The organism is Streptomyces sp. NPDC052236 (assembly GCF_044548015.1).
Taxonomy (GTDB): Bacteria; Actinomycetota; Actinomycetes; order Streptomycetales; family Streptomycetaceae; genus Streptomyces.
In genome coordinates this window covers 59,753-81,906 of sequence record NZ_JBIUBL010000033.1, presented here as the reverse complement: position 1 = coordinate 81,906, position 22,154 = coordinate 59,753, and the positions used below count along the sequence as shown (strand labels likewise).

Annotated in this window: 21 protein-coding genes and 1 pseudogene; 9 read left to right on the top strand and 13 right to left on the bottom strand. The window is 70.2% G+C overall.

Annotated features, from left to right (window positions below):
* The first annotated feature begins 112 nt into the window (after positions 1 to 112).
* Positions 113 to 916, top strand: a complete 804-nt coding sequence (locus tag ACIHCQ_RS38010) for an EI24 domain-containing protein (RefSeq protein WP_399673000.1) — start codon at positions 113 to 115, stop codon at positions 914 to 916.
* A 157-nt stretch (positions 917 to 1,073) separates the two neighbouring features.
* On the opposite strand, the gene ACIHCQ_RS38005 is transcribed toward ACIHCQ_RS38010, so the two are convergent.
* The gene (locus ACIHCQ_RS38005; protein WP_399672999.1) at positions 1,074 to 2,300 is read right to left on the bottom strand and encodes a pyroglutamyl peptidase; all 1,227 of its coding nucleotides are present in this window, start codon (positions 2,298 to 2,300) and stop codon (positions 1,074 to 1,076) included.
* A 22-nt stretch (positions 2,301 to 2,322) separates the two neighbouring features.
* Complete coding sequence (locus ACIHCQ_RS38000) at positions 2,323 to 3,237, bottom strand: SGNH/GDSL hydrolase family protein (RefSeq protein WP_399672997.1); 915 nt, start codon at positions 3,235 to 3,237, stop codon at positions 2,323 to 2,325.
* A gap of 261 nt (positions 3,238 to 3,498) precedes the next feature.
* On the opposite strand from ACIHCQ_RS38000, the gene ACIHCQ_RS37995 reads away from it, so the two are divergent.
* A complete protein-coding gene (locus ACIHCQ_RS37995; protein WP_399672995.1) occupies positions 3,499 to 3,993 on the top strand; it encodes a DUF3145 domain-containing protein in 495 nt (164 codons plus the stop codon).
* 462 nt (positions 3,994 to 4,455) lie between these two features.
* On the opposite strand, the gene ACIHCQ_RS37990 is transcribed toward ACIHCQ_RS37995, so the two are convergent.
* The 5 genes from ACIHCQ_RS37990 to ACIHCQ_RS37970 form a co-directional block, all read right to left on the bottom strand.
* On the bottom strand, positions 4,456 to 5,742 hold the full coding sequence (locus ACIHCQ_RS37990) for a beta-ketoacyl-[acyl-carrier-protein] synthase family protein (RefSeq protein WP_399672993.1): 1,287 nt from the start codon (positions 5,740 to 5,742) through the stop codon (positions 4,456 to 4,458).
* Positions 5,743 to 5,820: 78 nt separating this feature from the next.
* The gene (locus ACIHCQ_RS37985; RefSeq protein WP_399672991.1) at positions 5,821 to 6,069 is read right to left on the bottom strand and encodes an acyl carrier protein; all 249 of its coding nucleotides are present in this window, start codon (positions 6,067 to 6,069) and stop codon (positions 5,821 to 5,823) included.
* A 101-nt stretch (positions 6,070 to 6,170) separates the two neighbouring features.
* Positions 6,171 to 7,172 (bottom strand): ketoacyl-ACP synthase III, encoded by a 1,002-nt coding sequence (locus ACIHCQ_RS37980; RefSeq protein WP_399672989.1) that lies wholly within the window; start codon positions 7,170 to 7,172, stop codon positions 6,171 to 6,173.
* Positions 7,173 to 7,286: 114 nt separating this feature from the next.
* The gene (locus tag ACIHCQ_RS37975; protein ID WP_399672987.1) at positions 7,287 to 8,207 is read right to left on the bottom strand and encodes an ACP S-malonyltransferase; all 921 of its coding nucleotides are present in this window, start codon (positions 8,205 to 8,207) and stop codon (positions 7,287 to 7,289) included.
* Positions 8,208 to 8,296: 89 nt separating this feature from the next.
* Positions 8,297 to 9,478 carry a PucR family transcriptional regulator gene (locus tag ACIHCQ_RS37970; RefSeq protein ID WP_399672985.1) on the bottom strand — a complete coding sequence of 394 codons (1,182 nt, stop codon included), beginning with the start codon at positions 9,476 to 9,478 and terminating at the stop codon, positions 8,297 to 8,299.
* Between the two features lie 236 nt (positions 9,479 to 9,714).
* On the opposite strand from ACIHCQ_RS37970, the gene ACIHCQ_RS37965 reads away from it, so the two are divergent.
* Entirely contained in the window at positions 9,715 to 10,365 is a 651-nt protein-coding gene (locus ACIHCQ_RS37965; RefSeq protein ID WP_399672983.1) for a pirin family protein, read from the top strand.
* Between the two features lie 41 nt (positions 10,366 to 10,406).
* On the opposite strand, the gene ACIHCQ_RS37960 is transcribed toward ACIHCQ_RS37965, so the two are convergent.
* Positions 10,407 to 11,231, bottom strand: a complete 825-nt coding sequence (locus ACIHCQ_RS37960; RefSeq protein WP_399673042.1) for a serine hydrolase domain-containing protein — start codon at positions 11,229 to 11,231, stop codon at positions 10,407 to 10,409.
* Positions 11,232 to 11,250: 19 nt separating this feature from the next.
* The gene (locus ACIHCQ_RS37955) at positions 11,251 to 11,727 is read right to left on the bottom strand and encodes a GNAT family N-acetyltransferase (protein WP_399672981.1); all 477 of its coding nucleotides are present in this window, start codon (positions 11,725 to 11,727) and stop codon (positions 11,251 to 11,253) included.
* A gap of 86 nt (positions 11,728 to 11,813) precedes the next feature.
* On the opposite strand from ACIHCQ_RS37955, the gene ACIHCQ_RS37950 reads away from it, so the two are divergent.
* Positions 11,814 to 12,335 carry a MerR family transcriptional regulator gene (locus tag ACIHCQ_RS37950; RefSeq protein WP_399672979.1) on the top strand — a complete coding sequence of 174 codons (522 nt, stop codon included), beginning with the start codon at positions 11,814 to 11,816 and terminating at the stop codon, positions 12,333 to 12,335.
* Between the two features lie 6 nt (positions 12,336 to 12,341).
* Complete coding sequence (locus ACIHCQ_RS37945) at positions 12,342 to 13,355, top strand: aldo/keto reductase (protein ID WP_399672977.1); 1,014 nt, start codon at positions 12,342 to 12,344, stop codon at positions 13,353 to 13,355.
* Positions 13,356 to 13,579: 224 nt separating this feature from the next.
* On the opposite strand, the gene ACIHCQ_RS37940 is transcribed toward ACIHCQ_RS37945, so the two are convergent.
* Both ACIHCQ_RS37940 and ACIHCQ_RS37935 read right to left on the bottom strand, forming a co-directional pair.
* Positions 13,580 to 14,443 (bottom strand): DUF4429 domain-containing protein, encoded by an 864-nt coding sequence (locus ACIHCQ_RS37940; RefSeq protein WP_399672975.1) that lies wholly within the window; start codon positions 14,441 to 14,443, stop codon positions 13,580 to 13,582.
* Between the two features lie 99 nt (positions 14,444 to 14,542).
* Positions 14,543 to 15,751 carry an alpha/beta hydrolase gene (locus ACIHCQ_RS37935; protein WP_399672973.1) on the bottom strand — a complete coding sequence of 403 codons (1,209 nt, stop codon included), beginning with the start codon at positions 15,749 to 15,751 and terminating at the stop codon, positions 14,543 to 14,545.
* Between the two features lie 252 nt (positions 15,752 to 16,003).
* On the opposite strand from ACIHCQ_RS37935, the gene ACIHCQ_RS37930 reads away from it, so the two are divergent.
* Both ACIHCQ_RS37930 and ACIHCQ_RS37925 read left to right on the top strand, forming a co-directional pair.
* Positions 16,004 to 16,390 carry a peptidase inhibitor family I36 protein gene (locus ACIHCQ_RS37930; RefSeq protein WP_399672971.1) on the top strand — a complete coding sequence of 129 codons (387 nt, stop codon included), beginning with the start codon at positions 16,004 to 16,006 and terminating at the stop codon, positions 16,388 to 16,390.
* Between the two features lie 59 nt (positions 16,391 to 16,449).
* Positions 16,450 to 16,599, top strand: a pseudogene (locus ACIHCQ_RS37925) (small hydrophobic protein); the annotation flags it as partial.
* Positions 16,600 to 16,883: 284 nt separating this feature from the next.
* Here ACIHCQ_RS37925 and ACIHCQ_RS37920 read toward each other — a convergent pair.
* Both ACIHCQ_RS37920 and aceE read right to left on the bottom strand, forming a co-directional pair.
* Positions 16,884 to 17,699: a potassium channel family protein gene (locus ACIHCQ_RS37920; protein ID WP_399672969.1), complete on the bottom strand. Its 816-nt coding sequence runs from the start codon at positions 17,697 to 17,699 to the stop codon at positions 16,884 to 16,886.
* 86 nt (positions 17,700 to 17,785) lie between these two features.
* On the bottom strand, positions 17,786 to 20,533 hold the full coding sequence (gene aceE, locus ACIHCQ_RS37915; protein WP_399672967.1) for a pyruvate dehydrogenase (acetyl-transferring), homodimeric type: 2,748 nt from the start codon (positions 20,531 to 20,533) through the stop codon (positions 17,786 to 17,788).
* 454 nt (positions 20,534 to 20,987) lie between these two features.
* Between aceE and ACIHCQ_RS37910 the strand changes: the two genes are divergently transcribed.
* Positions 20,988 to 21,425, top strand: coding sequence for a DUF3052 domain-containing protein (locus ACIHCQ_RS37910; protein WP_399672965.1), 438 nt, complete (start codon positions 20,988 to 20,990; stop codon positions 21,423 to 21,425).
* A gap of 134 nt (positions 21,426 to 21,559) precedes the next feature.
* Positions 21,560 to 22,057: a peroxiredoxin gene (locus ACIHCQ_RS37905; RefSeq protein WP_399672963.1), complete on the top strand. Its 498-nt coding sequence runs from the start codon at positions 21,560 to 21,562 to the stop codon at positions 22,055 to 22,057.
* The last annotated feature ends 97 nt before the right edge of the window (positions 22,058 to 22,154 follow it).

The following is a 22,154-nucleotide window of genomic DNA, read 5'->3' as shown; positions in this document are numbered from 1 at the left end:
TAGGGATCGGCGTAACGATCAATACGCAGGGTCTACCGGTTCAATTGCCGAACGACAAGGGGCACTTGACCACGCGACCGGGTACCGCTTCCCGGAAAGATAAGGTATGCGTATGCATGATCTTGGTGTGGGCTTCGGTTATTTGATGAAGGGCCAGCGCTGGGTCGGCAGGCACGGCCGGTGGTTCGGCTTCGGACTGCTGCCCGGCCTGGTGACCCTCGTGCTGTACGCGGCGGCCTTCGTCGGCCTCTTCTACGGCGCCGATGACCTGACCGCCTGGGCGACACCGTTCGCCGACGACTGGTCCTCGCCCTGGCAGGGCGTGTTCCGCGGCTTCCTCACCGCGCTCGTCTTCGCCTTCGGACTGTTCCTCGCGGTAATCACCTTCACTGCGGTGACGCTGCTGGTCGGCCAGCCCTTCTACGAGTCGCTCTCCGAGCACGTCGACCGCAGCGAGGGCGGCGACGTCCCCGAGTCCGGGCTGCCGCTCTGGCGGGAACTGTGGATCTCCGCGCGTGACTCCCTGCGGGTTCTGGCGCGCGTGGTGCTCTACGGCGTACTGCTCTTCGCCCTCGGCTTCATCCCGGTCATCGGCCAGACCGTCGTCCCCGTGATCGGCTTCTGCGTCTCGGGCTTCTTCCTCACGGAGGAGCTCACCGCGGTGGCGCTCCAGCGGCGCGGCGTCGAGCTGAAGGAGCGCCTCCGGCTGCTGCGGGGCCGCAGACGGCTCGTCCTCGGCTTCGGTGTGCCGCTGACGCTCGCCTTCATCGTGCCGTTCGTCGCGGTGTTCCTGATGCCGGGGGCGGTGGCGGGCGCGACGCTGTTGGCCCGGGACCTGGTCGCGCCGCCGGAGCCGCCGGAGCCGCAGGCCGACCCGTCGGCGGCCCCGTCTCCGTACAACCTCAACAAGGACTGACCGTTGCGCCCATCAACTCATGTGGAGCGCCGTGTCATCGATGACGAACGAGGTCTGGAGCCGTGAGCCTTCCGTACCGGTGAACTTGACGGTGACACTCTGCCCGGCGTATGCGCCGAGGTTGAAGCTTCGCAGGGTGGTCCGCCGGGCGGGCGGCTCAGCCAGAAACCTCCGCGGCCACCCGGATGATGGCCCGCACCTGGCCGATGATGTCCAGCCTGTTCCGTACGAACTCCGGGTCCGTGATCTCCGTGGTGTTCCCCGCCCCGAACTGCAGCACCGGCGTGTGCACATGGCCGCCCGGGACGTCGAGCCCGAGCCGGTCCCGCAGCAGCGTCGCGCGGTACGCGATCTCGTTGGAGAGGTAGTTGCCACCGCCCCCGACACGCGCCGCCGAGCCGGGCGTCGGCCCCTCCGGCCGTACCACCGGCACGGTCCCGCCGGCCGGGATCTCGGTGACCGAGGTGTTGTCGTACACCGGGAAGGGCCCGGTCGGCGCGGCCACGATCGCCCGGTACGGGAGGGTGGTCGCCGTCCACTGCGGCTGCGAGGCGGGGTCGGCGACCGGCACGATCCCGGTGCTGGAGATGTTCTCGTTGTCGCCGGTACCGCCGCGCCAGGCGGCGTTGAAGCGCTCGATGTCGATACGGCCGACCCGGCCCTGGCTCACGGTGGTGAACAGATCCGCCTTCGGCAGCTGCGGGCGCAGCGTCCGCTCTACCGTGCCGTCCGCGAAGTCCTGCCAGCGGACCGGGAAGACGGCCGCCTCGATCCGGGCGGGCCCGTCGGCGGTACGGACGACGGTGCCGTCCAGCGCCAGCGCCGTAGCGCCCGAGGGGTTGCTGATCCGGATGTCGCGGTCCAGCGTGAACGGGTCGAACCCCGTCATCACGATCCGCTTGATCCCTGGGGGGAAGGCCATCGAGTCCTGGCCGCGGGACGACTGCTCCAGACGGTCGAGCAGCCGCGCCCGAGCGGGGTCCGTCAGGCCGAACCGCGGCTGCCACTGGCGTAATTCGCGGGTTATGGAGAGCCGCGCCCAGTACAGCGGCCGGTCGTCGTCCCGGCTCAGATCGCCGAGCGCGGGGCCGCGCCCCTGGGCCCGGTCCACGGCCCGTTCCCACAGCCGGGCGCCGTGTCGTACGACGGCCCGCTCGGCCTGCTCGTACGACCGGGTCCCGGCGAGCGCCCGCGTGAACTCCGGCGCTACGGAGTCGAATCCGCCGCGCCGCAGGATCTCCTGCGGAACGGCCCGGTCGAGCCGCGCCTCTTCGACGGTGACCGGTTGCGGGGCCGCGGTGGCCGGCTCGGCGAAGGTGAGGGCGGAAGCCGCGAGAAGGGCGGCGACGCCAAGTACGTCCAGGCGGGCGCGTATTCGGGACAAGGGAATCCTTCCGTCGGGTCAGCTACTTGGGTGGCTGGGCGGCGGTGACATTGCGGTACGCGATCTCCGCGAGCCGTCCCTGCCCGTCCTTGCTGGGGTGGAACCAGTCCCAGCGGCTCAACTGGTCACCGCCGAAGCGGTAGGCGAAGACCGCCCCGCCGTCGTAGCGGCAGCGCTGATCCTTCGCGCAGACGCTCTTCAGCACATCGTTGTACGCGATGACACGCGCGTGCACCGTGGCCCGCCGCTGCTCCGCCTCGGCGGATTCGTCCTCCGCGTCGCCCAGCATCGAGGCGCAGAGCCCCAGCTTCCAGACCTGCCGGCCCAGCGGATTGCCGCGCCCGGTGGACCACAGGCGCTTGAGATCCGGCACGCTCGACACGTACACCTGCGCCTTGGGCGCGGTACGCCGCAGCCGCGCCATCGACGCGACGACGGAAGCCCGGAACTCCTCGACGGGCGTCATCAGCTCGGCGGTCTCCGCGCAGGCGTCATTGGCGCCGACCATCACGGCCACCAGCTCGGGCTTCCTGGCCGCCGCCTGCGCCATCTGCGCGGGCAGATCGGCGACCACGGCCCCGGTACGGGCGAGGTTCCAGCTGCGCTGGGCCACGGCGGGCGCGCCGATCAGCCGCAGGGCCAGGCTCCGCACCTCGGTGTCCGTACCGGTGGCCCAGGAGGCCTCCGGGCAGTCGGACAGCACGTCGCAGGCGTCGAAGCCGCGGGTGATGGAGTCACCGACGGCGGCGATCGAACCGGGGCTGCGGTCCCAGGCGGGGGTGGGGGTGGGGGAGGGGCGGCGGGTGGCGGGCGCGCCGTTTCCGCCGGAATCCGACGAGGAGTCACATCCGGCTACGCCACCGGTGGCGAGAAGCACGACTGCCGCCAAGGTGGCGGTGGCGCGGCGCGTGTGGCGCGTCCGGGTGGTCTGCCGCATCCTCAGTTCCCCTTCGTGTCACCCGGCGCTGACGTCCTGCCGAGTGAAAGCTTGGTGCGTACGGACCCCTGGACCGACATTACGTCACCCCTTGGCAACCTATGCACGGTAGCTTTTTCCCGTCGACCCAGAGGCGTCGAGCCCATCAGCTCCGGTAAATTACATCACGTCACATGTTGTCCCTTTTGTGGAGATTAGCTCCCGATGCTGTTTACTGAGGCCCCTGGGAAAGGCGATCCTCGTCCCACACTGGAGGTCCCGGTGACGACACGTGGCGTTTTGTACGTTCACTCCGCACCGCGCGCGCTGTGCCCGCACGTCGAATGGGCGGTGGCGGGGGTGCTGGGTGCGCGGGTCCAGCTCGACTGGATCCGGCAGCCGGCATCGCCCGGTACCTGGAGAGCGGAATTTTCCTGGCAGGGCGAGGGGGGCACGGCGGCGAAGCTGGCGTCGGCGCTGCGCGGCTGGCAACTGCTGCGCTTCGAGGTGACGGCGGAGCCGTCACCCGCGGCGGAGGGCGAGCGCTACAGCGCCACGCCCGAACTGGGCATCTTCCACGCGGTGACCGGTATCCACGGCGACATCCTGATCCCGGAGGACCGCCTGCGGGCGGCACTGGCGCGCTCGGCGCGGGGGGAGACGGCTCTGGAGGCGGAAGTCGCGAAGCTGCTGGGCAAGCAGTGGGACGACGAACTGGAGCCCTTCAGATACGCGGGCGAGGGCGCGCCGGTCCGCTGGCTCCACCAGGTGGTCTGACCCGCGCGCCTGGGGTCTTCGGGGGTGGGTGCCGCCGCCTGCCGCCTGCCGCCTGTGCCGTGCCCGTGCCTGAGCCCTTGCGCCCGGCGCGATGCCGCCGCCCGGGAAACGGGCGGCCGCTTCATGCCCGTTGCCCCTGCGCCCGCCGCGCGGTGCGATGCGTCCGCTCCGGAGGCTGCGGGACGCCGGGCCTCTGACGGTGCCCTGTCGCGGGCGTCCTGTACCCCTCCGTAAGGCCGGAGCTTCTGGCCAGGCTCCTGTCCGCCTGTCGAGGGGCGACGTGCCCGTCAGCCCGGTGAACGGGGACGCCCGCGGCACCCGCGCCCGCCGAGCGGGGGCAGGGAGGCCCCCGCCGGCCCGAGTGGGCGGCCGGGACCCCGCCCCGACACGACCGAGGCCCGCCCCCCCCGGTAACCCGGGGAAGGGCGGGCCTCACAGCTGCCCGGGTGACCGGGCCACCGGTCAGACCGTGCGGAACGCCAGTACCACGTTGTGGCCGCCGAACCCGAACGAGTTGTTGATCGCCGCGATCGTGCCCTGCGTCAGCTGCCGCGGCTCCCCGCGCACGATGTCCGCGTCCACCGCCTCGTCCAGCTCGTCGATGTTGATCGTCGGCGGAGCCGTACGGTGGTACAGCGCCAGCACCGTCGCGACCGTCTCGATGCCGCCCGCGCCACCCAGCAGGTGACCCGTCATCGACTTCGTGGCCGAGACCGCGACATGGTCGAGGTCGTCCCCCAGCACCTTGCGCAGGGCCTTGATCTCCGCGAGGTCACCCTGCGGCGTCGACGTGGCGTGCGCGTTCAGGTGCACGACCTCCGAGGCCTTGAGGTCCGTCGAGTCCAGCAGGTTCTGCATCGCCGTGGCGATGCCGCGACCCGTCGGCTCCGGCTGCGCGATGTGGTGGCTGTCCGCGGACAGGCCCTGGCCCAGCACCTCGCAGTACACCCGCGCGCCACGCTTCGCCGCGTGCGCCGCCGACTCCAGGATGACGACACCCGCGCCCTCGCCGAGCACAAAGCCGTCCCGGCCCTTGTCGTACGGGCGCGAAGCCTTCTCCGGAGCGTCGTTGCTCTTCGACATCGCCATCATGTTGGCGAACGCCGCGATCGGCAGCGGGTGGATCGCCGCCTCCGTGCCACCGGCCACGACCACATCGGCCCGGCCCGTACGGATCATCTCCACCGCGTAGCCGATCGCCTCCGCGCCGGACGCGCACGCGGACACCGGAGTGTGCACGCCCGCCTGGGCGTTCACCTCAAGCCCGACATTCGCGGACGGGCTGTTCGGCATGAGCATCGGAACGGTGTGCGGGGAGACGCGGCGTACGCCCTTCTCCTTGAGCACGTCGTACTGATCGAGCAGAGTCGTTACGCCACCGATGCCGGAGGCGATGACCGTGCCCAGACGCTCCGGAGCGACGCTGCTGCCCGGCGCGTCAGCGCCTGATGTCACGGTACCCGCCGGAGCGGTGTAGCCGGCATCCGCCCACGCCTCACGGGCCGCGATCACCGCGAACTGGGCCGAGCGGTCCAGTTTGCGGGCCAGCGGGCGCGGCAGGATCTCGCTCGGCTCGACCGCGATGGTCGCGGCGATGCGGACCGGGAGGTCGGCGAAGCGCTCGTCCGTCAGGGCCTTGGCTCCGGAACGGCCCGCCAACAGCCCTTCCCAGGTCGATGCGCTGTCGCCACCCAACGGTGTGGTTGCGCCGATACCGGTGACGACCACGGTGCGATTGGTCGAGTTCACAGGAATTCATTCTCCACGTGTAGGGGGTGCTGAACTTTTACGGCGCCACCGCCGGGTGGCGACAAACGCGTTTCAGGCTCAGGCCTGGTGCTTGGCGATGTAGTCCACCGCGTCGCCGACAGTCTTGAGGTTCTTCACGTCGTCGTCCGGGATCTTGACGTCGAAGCGCTCTTCGGCGGCGACGACGACCTCGACCATGGACAGCGAGTCGACGTCCAGGTCGTCGGTGAAGGACTTGTCACTCTTGACGTCCTCGACCGGGATACCAGCGATCTCGTTCACGATGTCGGCGAGACCGATGAGGATCTCTTCCTGGGTGGCGGCCATGTGGCGCTCCTTCGATGATGTGTGGCAGTGAGTGCGGTTGATGCGGTGATGCGGTTGATGCTGTGGAAACAGCAGTGGGGCGTCCGGTTGATCCGGTGTGCCTAGGGGAGGGTAACGACCGTCGCGGCGTAGACGAGACCCGCCCCGAAGCCGATGACGAGTGCGGTGTCACCGCTCTTCGCCGCCCCGGTCGCCAGAAGCCGCTCCATCGCGAGCGGGATCGAGGCGGCCGAGGTATTACCGGTTGTTTCCACGTCACGGGCGACCGTGACATGGCCCGGCAGCTTCAGAGTCTTCACCATCGAGTCGATGATCCGCATATTGGCCTGGTGCGGAATGAAGACGTCCAGGTCTTCGGTGGCGATCCCGGCCGCGTCGAGCGCCTGCTGGGCGACCTTCGCCATCTCGAAGACCGCCCAGCGGAAGACCGCCTGGCCCTCCTGCGTGATGGCGGGGAACTTCTCAGGCCTGCCGTCGCGGTAGTCGTCCCACGGCACGGTCTGCTTGATGGTGTCGGACTTGTCACCCTCGGAACCCCAGACGGTGGGGCCGATCATCGGCTCCTTCGACGGGCCGACGACAACCGCGCCCGCGCCGTCGCCGAACAGGAACGCCGTCGCGCGGTCCGTCAGGTCGGTGAGGTCGCTCAGCCGCTCGACGCCGATGACAAGGACGTACTCCGCGGAGCCCTCGACGACCATGCCCTTGGCGAGGGTGAGGCCGTAGCCGAAGCCCGCGCACCCCGCCGAGATGTCGAACGCCGCCGGCTTGATCGCGCCGATCCTGTCCGCGATCTCCGTGGCGATCGCCGGGGTCTGCTTGAAGTGCGAGACGGTGGAGACGATCACGCCGCCGATCTGCTGCGGGGTCAGCCCCGCGTCGGCGATCGCCTTGCCGGCCGCCTCCACGGACATCGCGGCCACCGTCTCGTCGGGAGAGGCCCAATGGCGGGTCGCGATGCCGGAGCGCGAGCGGATCCACTCGTCGGAAGAGTCGATCGTTTCGAGGATCACCTCGTTCGGCACCACCCGGACCGGACGGTAGCCGCCCACGCCCATGATGCGCGCGTACGGGGCGCCCTGGCTGGGCTTGATCTTCGACATGCTCTACGGCTCCTTCTCGGGCTGCGTCGGTCGCGTCGGGCGGCGGTCGGGTGGTGTCCGGGGTCTCGCCTCGGCGTCAGACCGGTCAGCCCGACGCCGGCGTCAGGGCCGACGTCAGGCTGCCGACTCCGCGTGCTCGGCGATGAGCGCGCGGGCCGCCTCCAGGTTGTCGGGCGTCTTCAGCGCGACCGTCCGGACCCCCGGCAGAGCGCGCTTGGCGATTCCCGTGAGCGTGCCGCCCGGGCAGACCTCGATCAGCGCGGTGACACCCTGCTCCTTGAAGGTCTCCATGCACAGGTCCCAGCGGACCGGGTTGGCGATCTGGCCCACCAGCCGCGAGATGACCTCCGCGCCGCTGGTGACCATCTGTCCGTCCTTGTTCGAGACGTACGGAAGGGTGGGATCGGCGACCGTCAGGTGCGCCGCGGCCTCCCGTAGCGTCGCGACTGCGGGAGCCATATGGGTCGTGTGGAACGCGCCGGCCACCTTCAGGGCGATGACGCGGGCCTTCTCCGGCCTGTCCTCGGCCAGCGCGGCGAGCTGCTCCGCGGTGCCCGCGGCGACGATCTGGCCGGCGCCGTTCACATTCGCCGCGGTCAGACCGAGCCTGTCGAGATGCGCGAGGACCTGCTCGGGGTCGCCGCCGAGGACCGCGGACATGCCGGTCTCGGAGACGTCGGCGGCATCGGCCATCGCCAGGCCCCGTGTACGTACGAAACCGAGCGCGGCGGTGTCGTCGAGGACGCCCGCGAACACGGCCGCGGTGATCTCGCCGACGCTGTGGCCCGCGACGGCTCCGGGCGTGACATCACCCAGCGCGGCGACCGACAGCAGACCGGCGGCGACGAGCAGCGGCTGCGCCACGGAGGTGTCGCGGATCTCGTCCGCGTCCGCTTTCGTTCCGTAGTGGGCGAGGTCAAGACCGATGGCCCCGGACCACGCCGCGATGCGGTCGGCGGCGCCGGGGAGTTCGAGCCAGGGAGACAGAAAGCCGGGCGTCTGGGCGCCTTGGCCGGGAGCGACGAGTACGAGCACTCTCACACTCTCTCTCGATTACCGCCCTGACCGCCCGTGGGGACAGGGACGAAGAACTGTCAGGGGAATTGTTGGTGTTCGACAAAAGTCTAGGACTGGGCATCTCCAGCGGCGAGGCGCCCCAGGATGAGCGCGATCCGCAGTGTGAACGCGGAGCGTACATCGGAGGGTGACCATCCGGTGACATCTGTCACACGTCGCAGCCGGTAGCGCACGGTATTGGGGTGAACGAAGAGCATCCTGGCCGCGCCTTCGAGACTGCTCGCCTGCTCGAGATAGACACTCAGAGTTTCCAGCAGCGCCGAGCCCGCCTCTTCCAGCGGTCTGTAGATCTCCTCCACCAGCTGCTCGCGCGCGGCGGGGTCGGAGGCGATCGCGCGCTCGGGGAGCAGATCGTCGGCGAGCACCGGGCGCGGCGCGTCCTGCCAGGCGGAACACGACTTGACGCCGGCGGCGGCGGCCTGCGCGGACCTGGTGGCGGCGAGGAGGTCGGGGACGACGGGTCCCGCGACGACGGGGCCTGCCGCGTACGGGCCGATCAGCGACTTCGCGACCTGGAGCGGGTTGTCGCTGCCGCCCGCGATGACGACGAGCCGGTCGCCGAGCACTCCGGTGAGGACCTGGAGCTTGGCGTGCCGGGCGGCGCGGCGGATGGCCTCGACGGTGAGTTCGCTGTCGCCCTCGGGGGCGGTGCCGAGGATGACGCAGACGTGCTCGGGGGAGTTCCAGCCGAGCGCGGAGGCGCGGGAGACGGCGCCCTCGTCGGCCTCGCCGGAGAGGACGGCGTTGACGACGAGGGACTCCAGACGGGCGTCCCACGCGCCGCGGGCCTCGGCGGCCTGCGCGTACACCTGGGCGGTCGCGAAGGCGATCTCCCGGGCGTAGACGAGCAGCGCCTCGCGCAGGACCGATTCGTCGCCGGGGGCGGCGACCTCTTCGATCGCGGTCTCCATGACCTCGATGGTGGTACGGACCATCTCGACGGTCTGGCGCAGGGTGATGGCCCGGGTCAGCTCGCGCGGAGCGGTCCCGAAGACGTCGGTGGAGATGGCCTGCGGGGTCTCGGGGTGCCGGAACCACTCGGTGAACGCGGCGATGCCCGCTTGGGCGACCAGGCCGATCCAGGAACGGTTCTCCGGGGGCATGGCCCGGTACCAGGGCAGCGTCTCGTCCATGCGTGCGATGGCGTTCGCGGCGAGGCGGCCGGAGGACTTCTCCAGGCGGCGCAGGGTCGCGGTATGCGGGTGGGCGGGATTCGCTGGTTCGGGCACGGGACAAGACTGCCTTATCGGGACGGGTGACCGGAGTGGCGGGTCCCGGGTCCCGTACCTGGGGGCTCCTGTGGAGCCCGTCCGGCGATTGAGGACACCGCCCGAAGGGCGGTACGGGGGTCCAGGGGGGGGCGAAGCCCCTTGGTTACGGGATGGGGCGGGGTCGGGAACAGGCCGGCAGGCGAACCCCGCACCGCACGGACTCAGGCCACCGCCACAGGGCTACCGTGGGGCCCGTGACTGACGTACGGCGCTCCGCCGACCGCTACCGCGGCGGGGACCCCGCCTCCGGTATCGAGTCCCTGCACGCCTTCTCCTTCGGGCGCTTCTACGACCCGGACAACCTCCGCTTCGGCCCGCTGCTCGCCTGCAACGAGGAGCGTCTCCAACCCGGCGCGGGTTTCGAAGAGCACCCGCACAGCCACACCGAGATCGTCACCTGGGTCATCGAGGGCGAGCTCACCCACCGCGACTCCGCGGGTCACGCCACAGTGGTGCGGCCCGGTGACGTCCAGCGGCTCAGCTCGGGCGGCGGCGTACGGCATGTGGAGCGCAACGACGCGGACGTGCCGCTCGCCTTCGTCCAGATGTGGCTCGCGCCCCTGGCGCCGGGCGGCTCACCCTCGTACGAGATCGTGCGCGGCATCGCGGACTCGACGCCGTACGCCCTCCCGCAGGCGGGCGCGCTGCTCCACGTCCGCCGCCTCGCCCCCGGCGAGCGCACCGCCGTGCCCGACGCGCCCCGGGTGTACGTCCACGTGGTGCGCGGCGAAGTGCGATGCGGCGACGCGGAGTTGGGGCCGGGCGACTCGGCGCGCCTCGCGGATGCCAAGGACGCGGAGCTCGTTGCCGGGACCGCCGCGGAAGTGCTGATCTGGGAGCTGTGAGGAGGAGCGGAGGAGCGGAGGAGCGGAGGAGCGGAGGAGCGCTACCTCGCTGAGCCGGCGAGCTCCGCCAGCACCGCGTCCGTGAACACCGGCCACGCCTCCACCGCCCACGGCCCGAACGCCCGGTCCGTCAGCGCCACGCACGCCGCCCCCGCCTCCGGGTCGATCCACAGGAACGTGCCCGCCTGCCCGAAGTGACCGAACGTACGCGCAGAGGAAGAAACGCCCGTCCAGTGCGGGGACTTGCCGTCCCGGATCTCGAAGCCCAGACCCCAGTCGTTCGGCTTCTGGTGGCCGTAGCCGGGGAGGATGCCCGAAAGACCGGGGTGGACGACCGTCATCGCCTCGCTCACCGTCCGCGCGTCCAGCAGCCGCGGGGACTGCACCTCCGCGGCGAAGCGGATCAGGTCCTCGACCGTCGAGACGCCGTCCTTCGCCGGGGAGCCGTCCACGGTCGTCGCCGTCATCCCCAGCGGCTCCAGCACCGCCTGGCTCACATAGTCCGCGAACGGGATCTCCGTCGCCTTGGCGATGTGGTCGCCGAGCACCTCGAAGCCCGCGTTGGAGTACAGCCGGCGCGTGCCCGGCGCGGCCGTCACGCGGTGCTCGTCGAAGGCCAGGCCCGAGGTGTGGGCGAGCAGATGACGGACGGTGGAGCCGTCGGGGCCGGCCGGCTCGTCCAGTTCGATCGCCCCCTCCTCGTACGCCACGAGCACCGCGTACGCCGCGAGCGGCTTGGTGATCGACGCCAGCGGGAAACGCCGCGAGACCGGGCCGTACGAACCGGCGACCGTGCCGTCCGCTCGTACGACGGCGGCCGCCGCGTTCGGTACCGGCCAGTTCTCGGTCATCGCCAGGCTGCGCATGGGTTGCATGCGCACGAGCCTAAAGGGCCTCCAGTGTGAGCCGCATCGCCGGGTCGGGGCTGCGGGCGAAGCCGAGTGAGGCGTACAGCTGCTCGGCGTCGGCGGACGCGCTCAGGTCGATCCGGACGACGCCGCGCTCGCGGAACCAGTCGAGCAGCGCCTCCATGCAGGCGCGGGAGTGGCCGAGGCGGCGCTGGTCCGGGTGGGTCGCGACGCTGAAGACATAGCCGCTCGTGCCCGTGGGATTGCCGGGGGAGCCGAGCCGGTGTTCGATCGTGCCCACCGCGCATGCTCCCGGACCCCCACCGCCGGGCCGGTCCACGACAAAGGCGGCCAGGTCGCCGTCCGGGTCGGCGAGCCGCTTGCGGAGGATCTCGACGGTGGTCGGCTGCCAGCTGACATCGGGATCCGGGCCCTTGCACGCGTCGAGCATCACCTTGCGGAGGCGGACCAGTTCTTCGGCGTCGGCGGGGGTCGCGCGACGGGCGAGGCTCATGCGGCCGAGGCTAACCAGGGGCGTGTGGAAAATGCCACCAGGTATCGCTTGCTTGGAGTGCACTCCAAGGTTCTAGCGTGGAGGTCATGGCGCTGATCGAGAGCGGAAGCAAGAACGGAAGCAAGAACGGAAACAGGATCGGAAGCCGGAGCAGGAGCAGGTCCGAGCCCGCACGGACGGAAAGCTGCACGGCTCCGCCGGCGTATCCACGCCCCGATGGCCAGGACCGCTACACGATCAGCGAGGTCGCCGCCCTCACCGGGCTCACCGCGCACACCCTTCGCTGGTACGAGCGGATCGGCCTGATGCCGCATGTCGACCGTTCCCACACCGGCCAGCGGCGCTTCACCAACCGCGACCTGAGCTGGCTGCGCTTCGTCGGCAAGCTGCGCCTCACGGGGATGCCGGTCGCGGACATGGTCCGCTACGCCGAAATGGTGCGGGCGGGCGAGCACACCTTCGAGGCACGCCAGGAGCTGCTGAAGCAGACGCGGCGCGATGTGCGATCGCGTATCGCGGAGCTCCAGGACACGCTCGCGGTGCTGGACCACAAGATCGAGTACTACGCAACCAGCACAGACGCCCGGCGGGCGTCAGAGAGGGTCTGAACCCTGATGAGCAACAGCAAGATCGCACAGGTGCGGCTCGGGACCGGCGGACCGCTGGTCAGCGTCCAGGGACTGGGCTGCATGGGCATGAGCGAGTTCTACGGAGAGACAGACCTGGCCGCCGCCCGGGACACCCTGGAGGCCGCGCTGGAGGCGGGCGTCACACTCTTCGACACCGCCGATATGTACGGGCGGGGGGCCAACGAGGAGTTCCTCGCGCCCTTCGTCGGCGCGCACCGCGACGAGATCACGCTCGCCACGAAGTTCGCCATGGAGCGGACCGACGACCCGCACCACCGGGGCATCCGCAACGATCCCGCGTATATCCGCCAGGCCATCGAGGCGAGCCTGCGGCGGCTGAAGACCGACGTCATCGACCTGTACTACATGCACCGCCGCGACCCGCTCGTACCGCTCGCCGAGTCCGTCGGCGCGATGGCCGAACTGGTGGAGCGGGGCCTCGTCAAGCACCTGGGGCTCAGCGAGATGACGGGCGCCGAGCTGCGCGAGGCGCACGCCGTGCACCCGATCGCGGCGCTCCAGTCGGAGTGGTCGCTGTTCAGCAGGGACGTGGAGCACAGCGCGGTGGGCGCGGCGGCGGAGCTCGGGGTGGCTTTCGTGCCGTACTCGCCGCTCGGGCGCGGCTTTCTGACCGGGGCGTTCGCGGACGCGGGCAAGGACCTGCCGGCGGGCGACTTCCGGAAGTACCAGCCGAGGTTCACCGGCGACAACGCCAAGACCAATGCGGCGCTGCTGGAGCCGGTCCGCGAGATCGCGGCGGCGCACGGCGCGACGGCGGCGCAGGTCGCGCTGGCGTGGGTGCAGCAGCGGGCGCAGGTGCACGGGCTCGCGGTGGTCCCGATCCCGGGGACGCGCAAGACCAGCAGGCTGCTGGAGAACGTCGGGGCGACGCGGCTGACGCTGAGCGGCGAGGAACTGGAGCTGCTGGAGCCGATCGCGGGGCTGGTGGCGGGGGACAGGTATCCGGACATGTCGACGACGTCGGCGGCGCGGGAGTAGCCGGGGGCGGCAGGCGGTCCGTACGCCAGGTAGGCGCCGTGACGGCCCGTGCCTGGCGTACGCCCGTACGTCTCGCCCGTACGTCTCGCCCGTACGCGGACCGCGCCCGGTGCGATATGCCCGGGACGCCGTACGCCGGGTACCAGTTCATCAGGTCCAGCAGCCGGGCACGTCCCCGTGGACCGCTCCGTGGTGTGCGGGGTCGCCGCCCCGCCTCGCCCCCGCTACAGCTCCGCCAGCAACTCCGCCTTCTTCGCCCGGTACTCGTCGTCCGTCACAAGCCCCGACGCGTGCAGCTCCCCCAGGTGCCGAATCCGCTCCGCGATGTCCGCCGGATCCCGGCGCCCCGCGACCACCCGGACCGCGTTGGCCCCCCGCTCCCGTACCGCCGCAAGCACCGCCGCCGCGAACGGCAGCGACTCGTGTACCGGCCCGTAACCGAGCCCGAAGGCCACCGTCGCCGGGTCCTTGTCCGCCTGGGCGGGCCGGTCCGTGCCGTCGCCGTCCCGTTCCAGCAGACGCAGATAGCCGTCGAGCGCCTCGGGGGACCGCCATTCGACGCCGCACAGCGAACCCACCGGGAAGGTCTGGTCGCCCGCCTTCCACTTCGCGGAGGACGCCCCCGTCCACGACCAGCGGAAGGCGACCCGCTCCCCGTCGAAGGACGCCTTCGCGTCGTACGCCTTGAAGTGCAGCGGCCCTTCCGGCGCCGCGACCAGGAAGCGTTCGGCGGGCTCCTTCGCCGCGTGCGGCGGTGGCAGCCGCTCGCGCAGCTCGTCGGCGTAGTACTCGGCGAGCGTCTCGCGCTCCGCGGGCAGCACCAGCCGGTACGGATCGCAGCTTTCCTTCAGCTGCCCTGCCGCCGCTTCCATCAGCGGATCCGCGCCAGATCTCGGCACGGCATGCAGTACCACCGTGCCGCGCCTGCCCTCGGAGAGCGTCACCGACGTCAACGCCTCGTGCGGGATACGGCGCTCCCGCAGCGCCTGGAAGAGCTTCGGCGTGCGTATCCCCCGTGCGAAGCGGATGAGCACGGAGTCGGACTCGAACTCCCAGGTGGCTTGAATCCCAGCCAGCACATCACCCATACGCCACATCGTATGTGGCGTACGTCCGCGCGTCGCCCCTTTCGCGCCCCTTGCCGCCCGCCTCGGCGCACCGCCCTCTACGCGCGTCCGTGCGTGGAGTTACGCGTCCTCGCCGTAAATGCCGCTACGGCAGGTGTCGTCGTCGCCCGCGCATGTCACGCCGCTGTACGAGCCGACGCCTATCTCGGCGAAGTTCGAGACGCTCTCCGTGCCCGGCTCGAAATAACCGGCGTGTCCGACCGCCCCGGCCGCCGACATCACCCGCGCCCCGAACTCCGGCGTCACCGGGTCCTCGCCGTGCCCGAGCCCGCCGACCTTGAGGTGCGGCACGCCCTGGATCCAGTCGTCGCTGTCCCGCATGGCCCACACGCGGGCCTGCGAGCGCAGCCCGGCGACGTTCTCGGCGCGCATCCCGGGGGAGCCCGCCACCGCTATGTCGCCCACCCGCTCGGGCAGGTGCCGGGCGGCGACCCCGCACACCACGGAGCCGTAGCTGTGGCAGAACAGCGCCACGCGCGAGTCGCCCGGCAGCGCGCCGGTGAGCGCGGTCAGCCGTACCGCGCCGCTCTCGGCGAGCCGGCCGATGGCCGAGTCGATGCCGACGCCGACGGGCGCGGTGTAGTCGGCCCAGGCGATGACGGCGGTACGGACACGGGGCGAGGCGGCCCGCTCGGCGGCGTACAGGGACTCGGCCATGCCGACCGGCGCGGAGTACTTGCGGGCGGTGCGCTGGAACGTGAGCAGATTGGTGTCGACGCCGGGGACGATCACCGAGACCCGCTGGGCGCGTTCGAGGTCGCCGAGGACCTCGGCGATCTTGCCGGGGCCGGACGGATCGAAGGCGAGGATCTGCCGTTCGGCGCTCATGAGCGCCTCAAAGCGGTTCATACGGCGGACGGCCTCGCGGTGGCCGTCCGCGTTGAGGTTGGGATTGCCCACCCGATCGCGCTCCAACTGGAGCGATTTCGCGAGGGATTGGCGGTTGGCGCGGTAGCGGAGGGTGACTGGCGCGCCGTTGAGATTGCCGACGACGAGCGGGTATCGGTCGGCGAGACGGGTCCGCTGGGTGGCGGTGAGGGAGCCGAAGAACGCGGTGAGCCGCTGCGGCGGGGAGTCCGCGCGGGGCAGCTCGCGCGCGCCGATGCGGGTTTTCTTCCAGGCGGCGAGCTCGATGGCGAGCGCGTCGCGCGGGCCGCCCTGATTCCGTACGGCGGTCCAGCCGCTGGTCGCGAGCATCACGAACACGACCGCGAGGGCGAGCAGGGCACGCCAGACGGTGAGGGTGGGGGAGGAGTCGAAGGAAGTCACTGCGGGCCACCCTAGGAGACGGGCGAGCGGCCCAGCGAAGACCGTGAGGGAGATCACGCGTCGGGGGTGATTTCGAGCCGGAACTTGGGGGAACCGGTCACCTTCCGTGAGCGTTGGCCGTACGCTCCGCCCTGTGGCGGCCACTTACGCGTCCCCTATCCGGGTGACATGCCCCGGAGCCCCTTCCATGATCGTGCGGCAGCGGTTCAGGGTGCGGTCAAGTGATCAGTACGACACGGGGGATTGACCGATATGCGTAAAATCGTCACGGCCGCGACCACGGCCACAGTCCTGGTCGCGGCAGTACTCCTGCCCCAGACCGCCACGGCCGCGCCCGCCGACTCCCTTGGGGAATGCGCCGTGGGAGAGCTCTGCCTCTGGGAGAAGGGCGACTTCCAGGGCGCCCGCCAGACCCATGAGCTCTCCGGCACCGGCACGGAGATCGACATCGACAGCTGCGTGCCGCTGCCGCCCGGCACCTCGGCACAGGCGCTCGCCAACAGGACCGGACGACCCGTCACCACGTATCAGTCCAACGAGTGTGCGGAGACAGGCGAGTTCGAGACCTATCCGGGCAGCGGCACCTGGGTTCCTCAATCTCCGTACCGAATCAGGGCCTTCAAGGTCTGGGAGAGCTGAAGCGGGGTACCCGGTGCCGAGTCCCGCGTACGCGCGGGCACCCCCGCTCACGTGGCCGGATGGGGTCTCGGAGCGGGCCGGACCGCGCGACGCCCGGCATCATCGGCCTGGTCTGCGCGATCGCCGGATTCTTTGTGCTGGGGATCGTGCTCGGGCCGGTGGCGATCGTCACCGGCTGGCTGGGCATGGGCCGCCGCTGGACCAGCGCGCACGTTCCCGCGCGCTGCGGGGAACGGTCTCTTCTGAGCCCAGTACGGCTTCGGCCGTGTCCTCAAACGCCGGACGGGCTGGGAAACCAGCCCCGCCGGCGATTGAGGCGCTGGGGGCACGCCCCCTCGGCCCAAAGGGCCTGGGGGGACCCCCACCCACGCCGCTAGGCGTAGGGGGAGGGTCTGGGGGCGGAGCCCCCAGTTCGGGAAAGGGCGGGGTGGGGAAAGCCGGCCGCAGGCGCACCCCGCACAGCCCTGGCCCGCCCGCTCGCCGGGCGTGAGCTCTAAACAGGCTGTTCAGGAGCGGGAGCCGCCCTCGTACCCGGCACACCCATACCCGGCACGCCCGAGTCCAGCACGCCCTCACCCGGCACGCGCCCGCCCGACAGGCTCGCCACCTCCGCACGCAGTGACCGGACCTCCGCCGTCAGCGTTTCCAGGAGTGCCGTCTGGTGCTTCTCCTCCGCGTCGTCGCGTTCGAAGCGGGAGATGAACCAGGCCGCGATATTCGCCGTGACCACACCCAGCAGCGCGATCCCCGACAGCATCAGCCCCACCGCGAGCACCCGCCCGAGCCCCGTCTTCGGGGCGTGATCGCCGTATCCGACCGTCGTCATCGTCGTGAACGACCACCACACCGCGTCGCCCAGCGTCTTGATGTTGCCGCCGGGCGCGTCCCGCTCCACCGAGAGCACCGCCAGCGAGCCGAACATCAGCAGGCCCACCACCGCGCCGCCGACATACGTCGTCAGCGTGATCTGCGACGCCATCCTGGCCCGCCGGCCCACCAGCAGCAGTGTCGAGACGAGCCGCAGCAGCCGCAGCGGCTGCACCAGTGGCAGCAGGACCGCCACCAGATCCAGGGGATGGCTGCGGATGAAGAGGCGCTTGCCCGGTGCCAGCGCCAGGCGTACGAGGTAGTCGAGGGCGAACGCGCCCCACACCACCCACTCGGTGACCTTGCAGAGCTCATTCACCCAGGGCTGCGCGTCCGGTGCCACGATCGGCACCCCGTACGCGACCGCGAACGCCAGGGCGAGCACCAGCAGGGGTATCTGCGCGCACTGTTCCCACCGGACCTGCGCCGTTCGCTGTTTCATGGACCGCATCGTGCCAGGCGGCGCGGAGAACACGAAGGCGGTGGGCCTCCGGGAGGCCCACCGCCCTTCACGTCAGCCGTCGAGCCTCAGGCGTCGCCGCCCGCCGGCCCCGGGTCCGCCGCCGCCACGTCCAGCAGCCGGTACCGGTCCACCGCCTGCTTCAGCACCGAGCGGTCCACCTTGCCGTCCCGCGCCAGCTCCGTCAGCACCGCCAGCACGATCGACTGCGCGTCGATGTGGAAGAAGCGCCGCGCCGCGCCCCGCGTATCCGCGAAGCCGAAGCCGTCCGCGCCCAGCGACTGGTACGTCCCCGGCACCCAGCGCGCGATCTGGTCCGGCACCGAGCGCATCCAGTCCGAGACCGCGACGAACGGCCCCTCGCAGCTCGACAGCTTCCGCGTCACCCACGGGACGCGCTGCTCCTCCTCCGGGTGCAGCAGATTGTGCAGCTCCACGTCGACCGCCTCGCGGCGCAGCTCGTTCCAGGAGGTCGCCGACCAGACATCGGCCTTGACGTTCCACTCCGCCGCGAGGATCTTCTGCGCCTCGACCGCCCACGGCACGGCCACACCGGACGCCATGATCTGCGCGGGGATCGCCCCCGCCTCGCCCGCCTTGAAGCGGTGGATGCCCTTGAGGATGCCCTCGACGTCGACATCCGCGGGCTCCGCCGGATGCTGGATCGGCTCGTTGTAGACGGTGAGGTAGTAGAAAACGTCCTCGCCGTGCGGGTGCTCCTCGTCGGAGCCGTACATCCGGCGCAGACCGTCCCGCACGATGTGCGCGATCTCGAAACCGAAGGCCGGGTCGTACGCGACACAGCCCGGGTTCGTCGAGGCGAGCAGCTGCGAGTGGCCGTCCGCGTGCTGGAGGCCCTCACCCGTCAGGGTCGTACGGCCGGCGGTCGCGCCCAGCACGAAGCCGCGCGCCAGCTGGTCGGCCATCTGCCAGAACTGGTCGCCGGTCCGCTGGAAACCGAACATCGAGTAGAAGACGTACACCGGGATCAGCGGCTCGCCGTGCGTCGCGTACGCGGAGCCCGCGGCGATCAGCGACGCCGTGCAGCCCGCCTCCGAGATGCCGTCGTGCAGCATCTGGCCGGTCGGCGACTCCTTGTACGCCAGCAGCAGATCGCGGTCCACCGCCTCGTACTGCTGGCCCAGCGGGTTGTAGATCTTCGCGCTCGGGAAGAACGAGTCCATTCCGAAGGTGCGGTACTCGTCCGGCGCGATCAGCACGAACCGCTTGCCGATCTCCTTGTCCCGCATCAGGTCCTTGAGCAGCCGTACGAACGCCATGGTCGTGGCGATCGACTGCTGCCCGGAGCCCTTCTTGACCGCCGCGTACGTCTTGTCCTCCGGCAGGAGGAGCGGCCTGGAGCGCACGACCCGGGTGGGCACATATCCGCCCAGCGCGTTGCGCCGGTCGTGCATGTACTGGATCTCCTCCGACTCGCGGCCCGGGTGGTAGTACGGCGGCGGGCCCTCCTCCAGCTGCTTGTCGCTGATCGGGATGTGCAGCCGGTCGCGGAAGCGCTTGAGGTCGTCGACCGTCAGCTTCTTCATCTGGTGGGTGGCGTTGCGGCCCTCGAAGTTCGGGCCGAGCGTCCAGCCCTTGACCGTCTGGGCGAGGATCACCGTCGGCTGGCCCTTGTGGGCCTTGGCCGCCGCGTACGCCGCGTAGACCTTCTTGTGGTCGTGGCCGCCGCGGCCCAGGTGCAGGATCTGGTCGTCGGTCATGTGCTCGACCATGGCGCGCAGCCGCTGGTCGTCGCCGAAGAAGTGCTTGCGGATGTACGCGCCGGTCTCGGTGGCGTACGTCTGGAACTGGCCGTCCGGCGTGGTGTTCAGCTTGTTGACCAGGACGCCGTCCCGGTCCTGCGCGAGCAGCGGGTCCCAGGAGCGGTCCCAGACCAGCTTGATGACGTTCCAGCCGGCGCCGCGGAACTGCGACTCCAGCTCCTGGATGATCTTGCCGTTGCCGCGGACCGGGCCGTCGAGGCGCTGGAGGTTGCAGTTGACGACGAAGGTGAGGTTGTCCAGGCCCTCGCGCGCGGCGATGGAGAGCTGGCCGAGCGACTCGGGCTCGTCCATCTCACCGTCGCCGAGGTAGGCCCAGACATGCGACCTGGAGGTGTCGGCGATACCGCGCGCCTCCATATAGCGGTTCATCCGCGCCTGGTAGATCGCGCTGATCGGGCCCAGGCCCATGGAGACGGTCGGGAACTCCCAGAAGCCCGGCATCAGCCGCGGGTGCGGGTAGCTGGACAGGCCGTTGGGGGCCTTCGACTTCTCCTGGCGGAAGGCGTCGAGCTGCGCCTCGCTGAGGCGGTCGAGCATAAAGGCGCGGGCATAGATGCCGGGGGACGCGTGCCCCTGGAAGAAGATCTGGTCGCCGCCGTCGCCCTGGTCCTTGCCGCGGAAGAAGTGGTTGAAGCCCACGTCGTAGAGGGAGGCGGAGGACGCGAAGGTGGCGATGTGGCCGCCGACGCCGATACCCGGGCGCTGCGCACGGGAGACCATCACCGCGGCGTTCCAGCGGGTGGCGTTGAGGACCTTGCGCTCGATCTCCTCGTTGCCGGGGAAGAACGGCTCGTCCTTGGTGGCGATGGTGTTGATGTAGTCGGTGGACCGCATCTCGGGCACGGCCACGCGCTTCTCGCGGGCGCGCTCGATGAGGCGGAGCATGAGGTAGCGGGCGCGCTCCCGGCCCCGTTCGTCGACCGCGGCGTCGAGAGAGTCCAGCCACTCCTGGGTCTCTTCGGGATCGAAGTCCGGGACCTGGCTGGGAAGGCCGCCAATGATGATCGGGTTGCGATCGGATCCGGAAGCCACGCTATTCCTTCGCTGCTCGGGGGGTGCTGCCGCCTATGGGGCGCTGCCGCGCCGCCTCCATCGTGTACCGCGGGGAAGCAAACGTCATCTTTACCGGGGGGTAACCCGCGGTTCCCGGAGACTTCCGGTAAAACAATCGGGTACCCGGACCGGTCAAATCGCAACCTTACGCCCAAACCATCCATGAGTTTCGTTTGGCCGTTCGGCCGCCTTCGGTGGGCGGACTGGACGGAAAGCCGCAAGGATGCGCAAGGATGACTGAATCGTGCAGTGTCTGTCACGAGCGGTGCTCGGTTGTGCCTGGAGTTGCGTCGAGACGGCCCCAAACGTCACCGTTTCGGCGGTCTGGACCGTCGGGTACTTGCGCGATCCGCCCCGCCCGTGTGGACTACGGCCAACGCCACGCGTACGCGCGCGGCTGCAGCATTTTCCGAAAACGATCAGGAGGCAAGCCGTGAGCGCGACCGCGGACCACGCGGAGGAGCGGACCAACCCAGCCGCAAGGCTGGGGTTCGAGCCCGGACAGGTGGTCCAGGAGATCGGCTACGACGATGACGTCGAGCAGGAGCTCCGTAAGGGCATCGAGGCCGCAACAGGCCAAGAAATCGTCGACGAGGACTACGACGACGTCGCTGACGTCGTACTGCTGTGGTTCCGGGACGAGGACGGCGACCTTACGGACGCACTGGTGGACTCCATCGGTCTGATCGATGAAGGCGGAGTGGTCTGGCTGCTGACGCCCAAGACCGGCCGTGACGGTTACGTCGAGCCCAGTGACATCAATGAGGCCGCCCAGACCGCCGGTCTTTCCCAGACCAGGAGCATCAACGCCGGCAAGGACTGGACCGGCAGCAGGCTGGTGACTCCCAAGGCGGCGAAGTCGAAGCGCTGAGCCGCTCCACCCAGGCACCATGGGCCCCCTTCCGGCGTGAGTCGGGCGGGGGCCCTTCTGCGTAGGCTGAACACCCATCGAGACACCCATCGAGACACCCATCGGGACACCGATCGGGCGAAGGGAATACTTTTATGGCGATCGAGTCGATCCAGGCGATCGAGGCCGGCACCAAGGCCCCGGACTTCGAGCTGAAGGACAACCACGGCCGCACCGTGCGGCTCTCCGACTTCCAGCGCCCGGGCGACCACCCGAATGACGCCAGGAATGTGGTGCTCGTCTTCTATCCCTTCGCCTTCACCGGGGTCTGTACGGGCGAGCTCCAGGCGCTCCGTGACGAGCTGCCGAAGTTCGTCAACGACGACACACAGCTGCTCGCCGTCTCCAACGACTCCATGCACACGCTGCGCGTCTTCGCTGATCAGGAGGGTCTGGAGTACCCGCTGCTGTCGGACTTCTGGCCGCACGGCGAGGTCTCGCGCGCCTACGGGGTCTTCGACGAGGAGAAGGGGTGCGCCGTGCGCGGGACCTTCGTCATCGACAAGGAGGGCGTGGTCCGGTGGACCGTCGTCAACGGCCTGCCGGACGCCCGCGATCTCAATGACTACGTCGAGGTTCTGGCCGGCCTCTGATTTCAGGGGGTATACCCCTGAAATAGCACTGTGAGCGGGAACCGGTCACTAGGATCCAGTCGTTGATCCGATACCAACGCAGTAACGGGGGCGCTGC

What these genes read in the sequence shown, in the direction of transcription:
- ACIHCQ_RS38010 (WP_399673000.1), top strand. Translation starts at nt 113, where the DNA reads ATGCATGATCTTGGTGTGGGCTTCGGTTATTTGATGAAGGGCCAGCGC.
- ACIHCQ_RS38000 (WP_399672997.1), bottom strand. Translation starts at nt 3,237, where the DNA reads ATGCGGCAGACCACCCGGACGCGCCACACGCGCCGCGCCACCGCCACC.
- ACIHCQ_RS37985 (WP_399672991.1), bottom strand. Translation starts at nt 6,069, where the DNA reads ATGGCCGCCACCCAGGAAGAGATCCTCATCGGTCTCGCCGACATCGTG.
- ACIHCQ_RS37980 (WP_399672989.1), bottom strand. Translation starts at nt 7,172, where the DNA reads ATGTCGAAGATCAAGCCCAGCCAGGGCGCCCCGTACGCGCGCATCATG.
- ACIHCQ_RS37960 (WP_399673042.1), bottom strand. Translation starts at nt 11,231, where the DNA reads ATGCGCAGCCTGGCGATGACCGAGAACTGGCCGGTACCGAACGCGGCG.
- ACIHCQ_RS37955 (WP_399672981.1), bottom strand. Translation starts at nt 11,727, where the DNA reads ATGAGCCTCGCCCGTCGCGCGACCCCCGCCGACGCCGAAGAACTGGTC.
- ACIHCQ_RS37950 (WP_399672979.1), top strand. Translation starts at nt 11,814, where the DNA reads ATGGCGCTGATCGAGAGCGGAAGCAAGAACGGAAGCAAGAACGGAAAC.
- ACIHCQ_RS37945 (WP_399672977.1), top strand. Translation starts at nt 12,342, where the DNA reads ATGAGCAACAGCAAGATCGCACAGGTGCGGCTCGGGACCGGCGGACCG.
- ACIHCQ_RS37940 (WP_399672975.1), bottom strand. Translation starts at nt 14,443, where the DNA reads ATGGGTGATGTGCTGGCTGGGATTCAAGCCACCTGGGAGTTCGAGTCC.
- ACIHCQ_RS37930 (WP_399672971.1), top strand. Translation starts at nt 16,004, where the DNA reads ATGCGTAAAATCGTCACGGCCGCGACCACGGCCACAGTCCTGGTCGCG.
- ACIHCQ_RS37920 (WP_399672969.1), bottom strand. Translation starts at nt 17,699, where the DNA reads ATGAAACAGCGAACGGCGCAGGTCCGGTGGGAACAGTGCGCGCAGATA.
- ACIHCQ_RS37905 (WP_399672963.1), top strand. Translation starts at nt 21,560, where the DNA reads ATGGCGATCGAGTCGATCCAGGCGATCGAGGCCGGCACCAAGGCCCCG.